9 protein-coding genes are annotated in these 13,522 nt (G+C 46.3%); all 9 read right to left on the bottom strand.

Going from position 1 to position 13,522, the window contains the following annotated elements:
• Nucleotides 1-182 precede the first annotated feature (182 nt).
• The 9 genes from BUA14_RS13500 to BUA14_RS13460 all read right to left on the bottom strand — a co-directional run bounded on the left by BUA14_RS13500 (nucleotide 183) and on the right by BUA14_RS13460 (nucleotide 12,918).
• Nucleotides 183-1,817 (bottom strand): LysM peptidoglycan-binding domain-containing protein, encoded by a 1,635-nt coding sequence (locus BUA14_RS13500; RefSeq protein WP_072773062.1) that lies wholly within the window; start codon nucleotides 1,815-1,817, stop codon nucleotides 183-185.
• A gap of 139 nt (nucleotides 1,818-1,956) precedes the next feature.
• A complete protein-coding gene (locus tag BUA14_RS13495; protein WP_072773061.1) occupies nucleotides 1,957-3,378 on the bottom strand; it encodes a DUF4179 domain-containing protein in 1,422 nt (473 codons plus the stop codon).
• Nucleotides 3,365-3,880, bottom strand: coding sequence for a sigma-70 family RNA polymerase sigma factor (locus tag BUA14_RS13490; protein WP_072773060.1), 516 nt, complete (start codon nucleotides 3,878-3,880; stop codon nucleotides 3,365-3,367). The genes BUA14_RS13495 and BUA14_RS13490 overlap by 14 nt, the downstream gene beginning before the upstream one ends.
• Nucleotides 3,881-4,012: 132 nt before the next feature.
• Nucleotides 4,013-5,326: a branched-chain amino acid transport system II carrier protein gene (brnQ, locus tag BUA14_RS13485; protein WP_072773059.1), complete on the bottom strand. Its 1,314-nt coding sequence runs from the start codon at nucleotides 5,324-5,326 to the stop codon at nucleotides 4,013-4,015.
• A 181-nt stretch (nucleotides 5,327-5,507) separates the two neighbouring features.
• The gene (locus BUA14_RS13480; RefSeq protein WP_072773058.1) at nucleotides 5,508-5,864 is read right to left on the bottom strand and encodes an arsenate reductase family protein; all 357 of its coding nucleotides are present in this window, start codon (nucleotides 5,862-5,864) and stop codon (nucleotides 5,508-5,510) included.
• A gap of 98 nt (nucleotides 5,865-5,962) precedes the next feature.
• Complete coding sequence (locus tag BUA14_RS13475; RefSeq protein WP_072773057.1) at nucleotides 5,963-8,221, bottom strand: HelD family protein; 2,259 nt, start codon at nucleotides 8,219-8,221, stop codon at nucleotides 5,963-5,965.
• A 318-nt stretch (nucleotides 8,222-8,539) separates the two neighbouring features.
• Complete coding sequence (locus tag BUA14_RS13470; RefSeq protein ID WP_072773056.1) at nucleotides 8,540-9,439, bottom strand: YitT family protein; 900 nt, start codon at nucleotides 9,437-9,439, stop codon at nucleotides 8,540-8,542.
• Between the two features lie 191 nt (nucleotides 9,440-9,630).
• Nucleotides 9,631-10,401, bottom strand: coding sequence for an ADP-ribosylglycohydrolase family protein (locus tag BUA14_RS13465; RefSeq protein WP_072773055.1), 771 nt, complete (start codon nucleotides 10,399-10,401; stop codon nucleotides 9,631-9,633).
• 54 nt (nucleotides 10,402-10,455) lie between these two features.
• Nucleotides 10,456-12,918 carry an ATP-binding cassette domain-containing protein gene (locus BUA14_RS13460; RefSeq protein WP_072773054.1) on the bottom strand — a complete coding sequence of 821 codons (2,463 nt, stop codon included), beginning with the start codon at nucleotides 12,916-12,918 and terminating at the stop codon, nucleotides 10,456-10,458.
• Between the last annotated feature and the right edge of the window lie 604 nt (nucleotides 12,919-13,522).

Raw genomic sequence — 13,522 nt, 5'->3', positions numbered from 1 at the left:
TCTGCTCATCATTTCCTTTGTCTTTTCTACTTACCCGAATTTTCAAATTTCGAAATTTACTTTATAGTTATTCTCTCTGGATTAGCCATTTCCTTTAATCTTTTATTTTTAAAGAGAGTGATTTACCCGAAGGTAGATTCACTCTCTTTAAAGCAGTCTTTTCTATTCAATAATTAAAAACTCTAGTTAGGTATGATCAGCTTTTGTCCTTCAAAAATCAGGTTGGGACTCTTTAGTCTTCCTTGATTGGCTTCATAGATTTTGGTATAGAGGGAACTGTCGCCGTAGATCTGTTTAGCTATAGTCCCTAAAGTATCCCCTGCTTTTACTGTATAGACTTGCTTTACATTCTCTGTAGGCAATGGTGCAAGCAGTCCTTCAGCCGGAAGTGTTAAGACCATTCCTGCATCCAGCCGGTTGCCATTCTTCTTAAAAGCTGCGGAATTGGCTTGGTAGATGCCGGCATGCTGTTCATAGCTTCCGTAGTGATTAAGGGCGATAGTAGCTAATGTATCTCCCGGCTGCACTGTATAATCCGTAGATGCGGATGCCGCTGCAACGGATTCCTCAGAAGAATTGGCTGCCGGCGAAACAGGTTCCGGGCTGGGTTGCGGAGCAGGTGTCTCAATAACTTCCTCAACACCTACCTCGACGTTCTCCAGCGCAGACAGAGATGCTTCCATAAATTCAAAGTAGTCGAAAGAGTTCTCCGGGGTTAATTCCGGAATTTGGATATCCAAAGGTTGATTGATATTGGAATTCTCTGCCTTATAGTTAATGACAAAATTCAGAGTGCCCTCTATTGATTCCTCATCTTCACTGGGAATATTCAACAACCCTGCCATTTGGGCTAAATCAATCTGCAGATCAAAGCTTCCATCAGTTTGAGTAATGTAACCGCCGGAAATGGTGTAGTTCAATTGAATACCGCTCTCACCGACCAGAGTTACATCCTGCAGGGATTCCAAGATCGTATTGAACTGGCTTAAAGCCTCTGCAGAGCTTTCCGAGTCGCCAAAAATCTCTTCGGCATCCAGGGCACTTTCGAAAGAGGCCGCCCCACCGCTCAGATCGAAAACGGCTTGGAAATAATCCTTCAAAAAGCCTTGAGCTTCTTTATCCTGAGCAAAATTGTTGACAGTGTAGCTTAACAGCTCTTTAAATGCTTTGTCATCAAGGTGAATGGCGTATTTCTGCGTTGAAGGATCCTGAACGGGTACACTGACTACCTCCAGGCCAGGGTTAAAACGGTCAGCATAACTCATCAAAAAGTCCGTCCACTTGGTTTGAAAGTTCACACTGAAATCCATCAGCTTGGTCATGTCCATGGGGCTTAAGCCCGGGTTGCTTGCATTAGCAAGATCCATAACCATATAATCTTTGCTCATGTACTCAGCCGGCAAGGATGCTTTAGCCATGAGGGGCATTTGAATGATCTCCAGGAACTTAGGCTGATCTCCTGTCAGATCCATGTCGATCCAGAGGGGCATCTTCATTTCCAGTCCCGGCATACTGAAATTCATATCTGCCTGGGATTGAACCATGGTTTGCTTTTCATTGGTTTTGGTCTTCAGGTTAAGCTCGATCTTAGTGCCATTGAGCATTGCCGCCACTTGATCGACTTGCTCCTGAATCATGGGGTCCAGTCCTGTACCCTTAAGTTCCATAGACAATGTCATGTGCTGTTGTATGGAATTGACCTTTTGCATCTTCATTGAGGCATCGAAGATGGCTTTTTGGTTTGCTGTACATCCTGTTAAGACAAGAACTGCTGTTAACAGAATAGATATCGCAAAATGTTTCCTGCTAATTTTCATTAATTCCTCCCCTTTCCAAAAAAGTAATTTCACTATAAGTTATATAATTCTACTTCCGCTTTTATTTCTCCTCCCCTAAAAACAACTAATATTAATGAACTTAGATTAATTTAACGTTTACTAATAAATTCAGATCAATCTAACGTTGAGGAAGGGGGATGCGGATTGGCTCTTCCAAAGTAAGCAGCGGGGCCGACACTCTTTGCAGGATGATCCGGCCGGACTTGGGATAGTCCACAGTTATGTGCGTTTCCATCCAGGAATTTTGGGATGAAGAAGTGCCCATGTTTTTCAGGGTATAGGTATTCCCCTGTTCGTCCTGATAATCGAAAGCGAAGGCACCGAAGGCTTCCTCTCCCATCACTTTGGTGGCAAACACCAGATTGGCTTTCCTTTCTCCTTTGCTCACTTCTTTAAGCTCCATACCCTCAATCGCCGGGGTGATGGCCTGTGTCTCCAGATCCACCGTAATAAATTCCTCTTCTTTAGCCAGCAAGCGCATGCCCCGAATCAGAAGCTCCTGTTCCTGGGGCTTGTCAAAATAATTCGATTCGATAAAAACCGTCATGCCGCTGTAATCTTCTTTATATATGGCACTGATCCCCTGACTGCCTTTCAGCACGCTTTCCCCTTCTTCTACAGTCAAATCCAAACCTTTGACCCAGGCTGTATTCTCGTCGGCAAAGGCAAAGGACACTTCCGTTCCTGTAGGGTAAACCCTCATCTCTTCCAGAGTGATGCTCTGACCACGGATGCTGAGCTGCTCATGAAATTCCGATACAAGGGGCTCAGCAAATTTTTTAAATTTGACTTCAAAGGTAAAGCTCCCTATTTCTTTCATCTGGTGCTCATTAACATCGTCTGAGAATTCCCCTACGGGAGCATCGCTCTTTTCATGGGGGAGGGTTTCCAACTCCAAAAGCACCTCAAAAGAGATCTGTTCAGGAAGCTCACCCTCCGAAAAGTGATAGCGCTGCATGATAAAGCCATGATTCTCTTGCAGACCATTCTGGGGCAAACCGGAGGTGGTATAGGCAAAACCCTCCAATTTCTCTCCTGTCCTGCCCTCCCTCATCTCCTTGAGATGGATATGGGCCCATTGATCAGCCCCCAGCTCAAAATCATCGGGCAGCTGAAAAAAGAGCACTAAATTCTTGGCATCGGCCAGCACATAAGGCAGCCCTAAGCGCTTATCCCCATCCCAGGCGGTCAGATCGACCTCCTGGATATATTTATTGTCGATGGCTCTGCTCAGACTCTTATCAAACTGGATATACTCAATCAATTGGCCGATCACGGGAATCCGGGACAGTGTGTGGGCAAAAGCCGCATTGGTATTGACCAAAAAGATGAACACCAGTGCCGCGGCAACTGTTGAGAGGGAACTGTAGATTGCTCTCTTTCTTCTCTTTTTCCTCTTAGTCAGCCCGATTCTGTTTTCCAGCCGTTCTTCGACAAAGTCTAAGCCCTCAGGTTCAGCATGAGCTTCTGCCAGCAAAGCCTCCCAGCCTTGCCCACCATTAAGGCTGTTCCTGGACATATCTTGATTATCTTCCGTCATACTGCTCTCCCCCCTCCTGATCGCTCAGTTCCACTCTTAGGATCTTTAGGGCCTTTCGTGTACGGGTGGCTACCGTCCCTTCCGGAATTCCCAAGAGTACGGCCGTATCGGCAATGGTATAACCGCCGAAGTAACGCAGCACGACAACCTTTCTGAGGTCTTCAGACAGGTCTTGTATGGCCATCTTGATCGATAATGTGCCTTCCGGAAAAGGCTGCCCTTGCTCCGGCAGGACTTCCATGCTCACTTCCCGTTTTCCCATTCTCAACAGCCGATAGCATTCATTGATGAGAATTCGGGTCAGCCATGTCTTGAAAAAACCGGGTTCCCGCAGCTCTTTTCTATGAACATAGCCTAAATAGACAGCTTCATCCACTGCCTCCAGAGCCTTGTCTTCATCGCCGAGATAGCCGAAAGCAAGGCGATACATCGTGCTTTTATACTCTGTGACCAAAGCCACATAGGTCTTTTTATCGATTTCTTGGGCGCCAAATATCCCCATGTCCGCCCCCCTTCCTATCTATTAGAGAAACTAACCGGGGTTTTTCATTTCCCTGATCATGAAAATTTTTTGTAAAAAAACAGAACCCTTAGAAGAGTTCTGCTTGATCATGATTTTCCCTGTTACAGAGTACTAAGCTTTAACGGATTTATTGGCGGTAAAGACGACACTTAAAACCAAGGTGAGTACAGCGGGAATCAGCCACCCCAAACCTAAATGATAGAAAGGCAGCAGATTCAGCCCATCCCGGATAAAGGCCAGATTGATTCCCAGGGCTGCTCCCAAATCATAGAGAGTATCGAGGATGACGAAGAGTACAATGATGCCCGTTGTCCATACATAAACTGCCCGCCGGCCTTTATAGAAGTTGTGAAGAAGTGCAAGCATAATCAGCACAATAATGATCGGATAGACGAACTCCAACAGGGGTACGGATATCTTCAGAATATTAGCTAAGCCCATGTTCGCCAAAATAAAGCTGACCAAAGTAGTGATGATTGCTACGGTATTATAGCTCACCCGGTTATGGGTTAAACGGCTGAAATATTCTCCGCAGCTGGCCACCAGTCCAATCGACGTGGTGAGACAGGCCAGAGCCATCACGACCCCAATAATAGTCCGGCCCAGGACCCCTAACAAGGATTCACTGACAAAGATCAGCATCTGTCCATGATTAGTACCGGTAAATAAGGTACCCGTCGTCGCTCCGATATAAGCTAAGCCGATGTAGATAAAACATAAACCTGCCGCCGCAATCATCCCTGCCGTAATGGTGATTCTGGCTATTTGGTTGTTATCGGTAACCCCTTTATCTTTGATGCCTTTAACGATAATCATGCCAAAAATCACCGAGGCAATGGCATCCATGGTATTGTAACCTTCTAAAAATCCCCGGGAAAAGGGGTTGGTGTAGCTGCTTTGAGCCATCGTTCCCAAGGGATGGGTGACTCCGACATAAATAATAATCGCTAAAAAAATCAGCATGAGGGGGGTAAGGATTTTACCCACACTGTCGAGGATTTGGGTCGGTCTTAACACAAAAAATAAGGTGATGGCAAAAAAGGCCACCGACGTCAGCAGCAAAGCTAACTGAGGATGGATGGATTGGGTCACAGGAGCAATCGCTACTTCATACGTTGTAGCGGCGGTTCTGGGAATAGCCAGAAGCGGACCAATACAGAGAACGGAAATCGTGGTGATAATTTTACTGAAGGCGGGGTGAACCCGATTGGCGAGCAGTTCCAAATCGCCGCCGGCTTTCGCCACCGCAGTTACTCCTAAAAAAGGAAGGCCAACTCCTGTGGCAATAAAACCCAATAAAGCCCAGGAAAGCTGCTCTCCACTTTGCAAACCAAGCATAGGGGGAAAAATCAGGTTACCTGCCCCAAAAAACATAGCTAAAAGTGCGAATCCTGTAATTAAAATGTCCTTGCTGGAAAGCTTCATCTTTTCGACTCCTTATAGTGGTATTGATGGGAATTCTAATATTTATATTATTTTTTAAAAACTATTATAGAATAGCATTCACCCCAAAGGAATGTCAACCATGATTTGTCATTCATACTCTGTGCCAAAAACAAACCCAGTATCCCGATTGATCAGGATACTGGGTTTATCGGCGCCGGCCTTATAAGTTATTTAGTCTCTCTTCCCATTCAGTTTCTTTAAAACCTGTCAGTACAAAATCCTCCCCCAGCAAAAGGGGGCGTTTCACCAGCATGCCATCGGTAGCCAGAAGGTTCAACTGCTCTTCTTCAGTCATCATCGGCAGCCTATCCTTGAGATTTAAGCTCTTATACTGTTGACCGCTGGTGTTAAAGAAACGTTTCAAGGGCAACCCGCTAAGTTTATACCATGTCTGCAGTTCGGCAAAGGTTGGATTATCTCCTTTGATATCGCGGACTTCAAAGGAAAGCTTCTTTTCCTCTAACCATTTCCGTGCTTTTTGACACGTCGTGCATCTGGAATAACATATAAATTGCATTATTTCCCTCCTTACTGTCGGACCTTATTTTAGGCGCTGCCAAGTGTTGGTTATTTATTATACAACAAATCTTGGCCCAAACCACACCAAAACAAAATTTAAAGCATACTGAACCGCAAGAAAGGGCTTTCTTCGCCTACAGCATAGAGCTGCAAACGATGCAGAGCCCTGGTGCAGGCGATATAGAGCAGCCGTTTGTCCAGTTCGCTTTGGTAATTCTGCGCATCCGCTCCATGAATCAACGCACAATCAAATTCCAGCCCTTTTGCCCCATAGGCCGGGATGATTAAAATCCCTTTCTCCATTTCCCCTTCCCGGGGATGAACCAGACGGACTTTGATTTTCTGCTGAAGCCTCTTGTAGATCTCCTGACATTCCGCAAAGGTCTTGCCGATCACGGCAATGGTTTCAAATCCCTCTTCCTGAAAAGCCGCAATGTCCTGAACCATTTTTTCCGTCATCTCCTGCAGGTTGGCGGCGAGCTTTACTTCCGGTTCCGGACCGTGTCGTTCAAAGGGAAAACCGCCTCGGCTTTCTCCATAAATTCTCTGGGCAAAGGCACTGATTTCAAAGGTTGAGCGATAACCTTTGCTTAAGGTAAGTTTAAGGGTATGGGGGCGGTCAAGGATTTCCTTAACCTGGTCATAGGCTGCCTCATCCCCACTGCGCTCAATGCTTTGGGCCACATCCCCCAGGACAGTGAAATGAGCGTTGGGGAACAAAAGCTTAAACACCTGGTACTGCAGGGGGCTATAGTCCTGGGCTTCATCGATCACCACTTGCCTTATATCCGAGTAATGTTCTCCCTCCAGTCTCAGCTTAAGATAGAACAAGGCGGCGCTGTCTTCATAACTAAGCTCTCCTTTAGCCATATCTTCAAGGGTTCCCGCCAACAGCTCCTCAATCCCCTCAGGAAGCTCCAAGCCGTGGGCCAGCTTGCCCAAAAGCCGGCGGTCCTTCAATAAGCGCTCATAAACCGCTTGATAATCCACCTCGGTAAATCGATGAATTCTTTCTTTTAAAGCATGAGCCTCCCTTAAGGCCAGAAGCCGGGCATAGGGTTTGATCTCCAGCAAATGCTCCGGGTTTACGGCGACAAGTCGGGTCAGAACAACTCTGCGTTCTTTCTGCAAAGGATGAATCCGTTCCCATAAAGTTTTCTCGATACGTTTAAGCTGCTTGGTCATGGGTATGCCAATTTTATTATTCAAAAAGCGGCTTTTAATCAACTGTTTGGATTCGATTAATTGGCCGTGGTAATAGACATCCTCAAACTCGATAAGCTGATGGCCATAATGATAAATCAAGCGATCCAAGAGCTTTAAAAAGGACCGGGACCCTTTGAACATGATGTTCTTTTCCTTGCGGCTGCCCAGTGGTGTGTTCTGCCGGTTCAGCAGAAGCTCCAGCTGTTGATCCCTGGTCTCCACCCTGAATCTCCCTGAAAAGACGCGGCAGATTAAATCGTCGAAAGTAGCCTGCAACACATTCTCTTCCCCTAATTCAGGAAGCACTGTGGAAATGTACTGACAGAACACATCATTGGGCGAGATGATCAGGATATTATTGGAACGCAGGCGGGAGTTAAAGCCCTCATACATTAAATAAGCAATGCGATGCAAGGCGACGGAGGTTTTACCGCTGCCGGCCACCCCCTGCACGATCAGCACTTCATTTGACCTATCCCGGATAATTTCGTCCTGTTCCTTTTGCAGTGTTTCCACAATTTGCCGCATAGTGGGCGAAGAATTCCTGCCCAGAATCTCCTGAAGGGCATCATCCGTGATGCGGAGACTGCTGTCAAAGAAATACTTCAACTGGGAGTGTCTAATCTTATACTGTCTTTTTAAGGAAACCTCACCCTTGATTTCCCCCAGCGGAGCCTGGTACTTGGCCTCACCTAACTCATAGCGGTAAAAAATGCTGGAGATGGGTGCCCGCCAATCGTATACCCGGACATCCTGAGTGCGGGCATCAATCACATTATAAAGGCCGATATAGATCTTCTCCCGCTCATAGCCTTCTTCCTGAAAATCAAAGCGTCCAAAATAGGGAGAGCCCAGGATTTTTTTATAGCGCTCCACTCTCCTGGTGGTATGGGTAACCTTTTCTGTCTGGTTTTTAACGACAGCAAGGTATTGATTCATTTCAGTCAGCCGGGTAAAATCCCTGGAATAGTGAACAGTATTTTCATACATTTCTTTACGAAAGGCGATCAGTTCTTCCTTGCTTAATGCCGCATTCTTCAGTTCTTCCTCCATCTGCTGATTGACTAAATCCAGGACTTCCGACAGATAGTACTGCTCCTCCTCTGCTTGGCCCCCCTCCTGGTCTTGGCCTTGTATATCGTCCTGCATCAGAATTCCTCCCTCTGTCTAGTGACCATGGTGTATTGCTTCAACACTTTTCATTAAATGTTTATCTTGACATTCTTCTCAAGCCATGATATGATATATGTGAGATGTATTTATAATGTTATTTTTATGCCTATTTTTTTATTATACACTAAAATCCTCAGATCGTAAACACTGCTTGTTACATTCTTTTTATAGAATCTTTTTATAAAATAAGACTTAGCCATCAGAGAACTATTCCCTGCTGACTAAGCCTTTTTATTATCCTTTTAACACACAAGGCCGCTTAGACCTCCGTGCAGCTTATTGCCAATCTCAAGATTAATGGATATCCCTTTTCTTAAACCTCCCACCTTTGACTTCTCCCACATCTGAGATAATCACAAAGGCAGAGGGATCGATTTCCCTGATAATATCTTTCATTTTGGCTTCTTCCAGCCGGGTAAAAACACAGAAAATGATATTCTTATCGTCTCCGGAGAAGGAGCCCTCTCCTTTTAAATAGGTCACTCCACGGCCTAATCTTTGCATAATGGTTTCGGCGATGACCTGATTGCATTCACTGATGATATAAACGGACTTCATATCTTCAAAGCCTTTAACCACGATATCGATGGTCTTAAAAGCAATATAGTAGGTTAACATGGAATATAAGGCGTTATCCAGGCCATAGACAAAGGCAGCCACGGAGAAAATAATAACATTGATAATCATGATAATCTCGCCTACGGAGAAAGGAAGTTTTTTCTCGATAAGAATGGCTAATGTCTCCGTTCCATCGAGAACTCCGCCGTTACGGATAACCAAGCCGACTCCAAAGCCCAGCATCAAACCACCGAAAACCACAGCCAAAATCTCGTCATGCACTACAGGGGCCAAATCATGCATGAGGAAGGTTGAAACAGCCAAAGTGAGAATTCCGTAAAGCATGCTCACCGCAAAGGTCTTGCCAATTTGCTTATACCCCAGAAAAAAGAAAGGTAAGTTAAGCAGAAATAAAAATACCCCGAGTTTGATGGGGGTTAAATGGGAAAGCATCATGGAGACTCCGGTAACTCCTCCATCAATAATATGATTAGGAATCAATATCCCCTCAAGGCCAAAAGCCATTGCAACCGCTCCGAAGGTTATAAAAAACGCCCTCTTCACGAGGCTTCTTATTTTCATCTTTTGATGATTTCTTGTTAAACAGGCTTGTACTATAGCTTCTTCTTCAACCAATATGCATTCCTCCACTCTTTCATCTTATACATTTTTTACCATTAGGCTTTAAACAATTAATTTTATCTTATCTGCATAGAATTAAGCAAGATTTTTATAGATAATTTTTTATCCTTGCTTAAAGCTATTTTTTCTGAGACAGCAAAATAAGCCATCCTCAGCTCAGGATGGCTTATTGGACCGATGAAGGGCTAATCTTGAACAACTCCATAAAAGTTATTCAATAAGACCTGGAGCGGATCATCCAGATAAGTTAAGGCCTGCTTTTTAATCTCTTCGGGGACATGACCATAATAGGCTTCTGCCAAGGCTCCCGTTATGCAAGCGATGGTATCACTGTCCCCGCCGATGGATATGGCATTTCTTATGGCATCTTCAAAGTTCTCAGACTCCAGGAAGGCCCGGATAGCCTGGGGTACACTGCCTTGGCAGGAGACATCAAAGGTATACCCATTCCTGATCTTCGCTAAGGGTTCATTCAGATTATAACCGAACTCCTGCTCAACCGTCTCTTTCAGCTTACTTTTTGTTTCTCCATGCTTAGCGAGAAATACAGCCGCTGCCGTGGCCTGAGCTCCCTTGATTCCTTCAGGATGACTATGGGTGACTTCGGCACTCTGCTTGGCTGCCGCCAGCACTTCATCCAGTGTTTTATAGTAAAAGCCGATGGGGCTGACCCGCATAGCGGAACCATTGCCCCAACTGTTGTAGGGCTCATTCTGACCGGACTCGGCCCAGGCTTTGAAACTCCGCCCATATCCTGCCTGGGGGTACCGCTGAAACCAGGCCCGATAGGCTTTCCCGAAAGGCAGCTTATGGATAAGTGCATCCATAGTGGCCATGGTCAATACAGTATCATCCGTAAACCGTGAACGGGAGGAAAACAGCGGAAAGTCCTTACTCTTTATATTCGCGAATTCATAGACAGAACCAATGATATCGCCAACGACAGCTCCGAGCATTTTCCTCACATCCCTTCAGTTTTCATCGTTCCAGCAAAGCTGAACTTAGTTTCCTCAAAGAAACCTTCCCGTAACTGAGCCCTGCTCACTTTTTATCTGTTCAGGTGTTCCAGCCGCCATGACCCTGCCCCCTTTGTGGCCCCCTTCGGGACCGAGGTCGATAATCCAATCGGATGCCCGCATAACTTGTTGGTTATGCTCCACCACAATGACTGTGCTCCCGGCATCCACCATCCGGTTCAGCAGAGCCAGAAAGTTCTCTACATCCAGCGGATGGAGTCCTGCTGTGGGTTCATCAATGAGATAGAGATTCGGCTTTCCCTCGTTGCCGATCAGTTCCTTAGCCAGCTTGAGGCGTTGCCCTTCACCGCCGGATAAAGTAGTCAGAGTCTGCCCCAGCTCAAGATAGCCTAAGCCCACTTCTTTAAGCAGCTCCAGGACTTTAGTAATCCGGGGATGCAGGGCGAAGACTGCCAAGGTCTCTTCCACGGACATGCGCAGGACATCTTTAATACTGTGTCCCTTATACTTTACTGAAAGCACTTCATCCTGAAACTGGTCGCCATGACAGACCGGGCAGGAAACCTCCAAATCCTCAAAGAACAACATATTGCTGACCACATAGCCCAGCCCTTCGCAATTCTCACAGCGGCCTCCCCGGCTATTGAAGGAAAAGTGCCTGGGGGTAATTCCCTTCCTTCTCGCCTCACTTAGATTGCCAAAAATCTTCCTGATTTCTGTGTAGACACCGGAATAGGTGGCCACATTAGAGCGTTTCATCCGGGTAACGGGAGATTGCTCTACGGTGATAATCTGCTCAAATAGTTCAGTACCCGTGACATGATTGCGCTTCATGGGATCCCCTTGATTTCTGAACTTTCCTTTGGCTAAGACCTCAAACACCAAGGTGGATTTTCCGGAGCCCGAGACACCGGTCACACTTATTAAACACCCTACCGGAAATCTTACATTGACGTTCTTAAGATTATAGAGATCGCCACGATGGACTTCGATAAACTCCCCCGTTCCTTTGCGGTAAGAGTGGATTTCCCGTACAGGCTGGTTAAGATAAAGGCCGGTAACGGAGCTGCCTTGCTCCTTCAGTTCAGCAATGCTGCCCTGGCCGACAATCTCGCCGCCAAGTTTCCCTGCACCCGGACCTATATCGACAATGAAATCTGCGGCACTCATCACATCCGTATCATGTTCAATAACGATGACGGTATTGCCTAAGTCCCTTAACTCCTTAAGAATCTGGATGATCCCCTGGGTATCCTGGGGATGAAGACCGATAGTGGGTTCATCCATAATATAGATAATCCCGGTCAATGTGGAGTCTAAAATTGCCGCCAATTTAATTCTCTGGGCTTCCCCGCCGGATAAGGTCATGGTTTGGCGGTCCAGAGATAAATAGCCCAACCCCACCTTGACAATCCTTCGTATCTTTGTTTTCAAATCATTAAGATAGGATGCCACAAGGTCTTGATGGGTGCCGGTTACCGAATCCTCCAGCTTGATCAGCCAATCCTGCAACTCCTCTAATGATAATGAAGCCAGTTCCGGTAAGCGGGTTCCTAATACGGTCACACTGCGGCTTAACCCATTCAAGCGTTCCCCCGCGCAGTCCGGGCAGATTTGCTCGGCAAAGTAAGCGGATAACCCTCTGGAGTCACCGCTTTTTTCAGCGATGCGCCGCCACAAAACGGGATAGATTCCTTCGAATCTTCCTCCCCCCACCGTTTTTGGTGCCTGGATATCCGGGAAAAACTCCTTAACTTGGTCGCTGTCCACGCCGTAAAAGAGAATGGCTTTTTGCACATTAGTAAATTCTCTCACCGGGGTGTCCGGTTCAATAGGAACACCATAATGCTGAAAGGCATTGTAGAGAACTGAGATTTGGTAGTCCTTATATTTTTGCTCCCAAAAATCGACGGCTCCAGCTTCCAACGACAGCTTTTCATTGACTACATTATCCTTATTGACCTGTAGTATCTTCCCTAAGCCTTGACAGGTCGGGCAGGCCCCTTCCCGGGTGTTATAGGAAAAATAAGTCCGGGTTAGTTTGTCCATTTTGTAGCCGCAATGATTGCAGTACATATAGACTTTAAACTCATCTTCCCTCTTCTCCAGTTCCTCCTGGCATTGATCCGCTCTGATGTCTCTATGGCAATGAGGACAGGTCCGTTGACTAAGCTTCTCATAAATCATCCGCAGTTCAGTATAGATATTGGTTACCGTACCCACTGTAGAACGAGGATTTTTGCGGTATTCATTTTGAGTGATGCGTATGGCTGGAGAGGCATTGCGCAACTCATCCAGCTTCGGTTTATGAATCCCTTGGTACCCGATAGCCTCCAAATACTGTCTCTGACACTCTTGGTAGAGGACATCGATCGCCAGAGTTGTTTTTCCTGAACCCGACAAGCCTGTAAAGATCACTAATTTATTTCTCGGCAGGGTTAAAGAAATATCCTTAAGATTCCCTTCTTTAACCCCATGCAAATAAATATCTGCCATTTGAGTCACCCCCTTCTCTATAATACCCTATTCCAGGCGTTCTAGATAGGAATTGGCAGAAATTGCATCTTGATGGCAATAGCTTTGTGGTGAGAAGACGAAAGTTATATCTCCAGGATTTTGCTTTACACCGGTCGCTCCATAAGCTGCGCGGACAAAACTAACGCGAAAAGCCCGCCGCTCCGAAAGGTGCCCGCCCAAATCGCTCCTGCTCAATGGGCGGTTGGAAACGTCCTGTTTCCGACCTTTCTCCGCTGCGTGCTTTTCGCGAAGTTTTGTTTCCGCTCGCTTAAATTCGCTTCCCTCGTGTAAATCAAAATCCTTGGGCCGCTTCCTGGGTCTGTGCATGCAAGGCGTTGGGGGAACTGAAGGGAAGCCGTAAGATGATCTGAGCCGTTTTTTCCGTCTTTACCGACGCCGCTTTGAGCGGCAAGGTCGGCGTGGCTCAAGAAAGGCTCTGGAGAAGGCCCAAGAAAAACTAACGCAAGGCCCGCAAGCAGTAGCTTTACGTACATAAGCGAACGGATTTAGCGGAGGGGCGGTCTGGTGAACGAAGCTTTCTTAACGTAGCGGAGCCACGGTTAACATGCAGAAAGCAGCGGGG

This window comes from Desulfitobacterium chlororespirans DSM 11544, from assembly GCF_900143285.1.
Taxonomy (GTDB): Bacteria; Bacillota; Desulfitobacteriia; order Desulfitobacteriales; family Desulfitobacteriaceae; genus Desulfitobacterium; species Desulfitobacterium chlororespirans.
The sequence above is the reverse complement of the archived record's forward strand: the minus strand, read 5'-3'. Positions and strand labels throughout refer to the sequence as shown.

Coding starts and splice junctions, on each gene's coding strand:
- BUA14_RS13500 (WP_072773062.1), bottom strand. CDS start 1,817: ATGAAAATTAGCAGGAAACATTTTGCGATATCTATTCTGTTAACAGCA.
- BUA14_RS13495 (WP_072773061.1), bottom strand. CDS start 3,378: ATGACGGAAGATAATCAAGATATGTCCAGGAACAGCCTTAATGGTGGG.
- BUA14_RS13490 (WP_072773060.1), bottom strand. CDS start 3,880: ATGGGGATATTTGGCGCCCAAGAAATCGATAAAAAGACCTATGTGGCT.
- brnQ (WP_072773059.1), bottom strand. CDS start 5,326: ATGAAGCTTTCCAGCAAGGACATTTTAATTACAGGATTCGCACTTTTA.
- BUA14_RS13480 (WP_072773058.1), bottom strand. CDS start 5,864: ATGCAATTTATATGTTATTCCAGATGCACGACGTGTCAAAAAGCACGG.
- BUA14_RS13475 (WP_072773057.1), bottom strand. CDS start 8,221: ATGCAGGACGATATACAAGGCCAAGACCAGGAGGGGGGCCAAGCAGAG.
- BUA14_RS13465 (WP_072773055.1), bottom strand. CDS start 10,401: ATGCTCGGAGCTGTCGTTGGCGATATCATTGGTTCTGTCTATGAATTC.
- BUA14_RS13460 (WP_072773054.1), bottom strand. CDS start 12,918: ATGGCAGATATTTATTTGCATGGGGTTAAAGAAGGGAATCTTAAGGAT.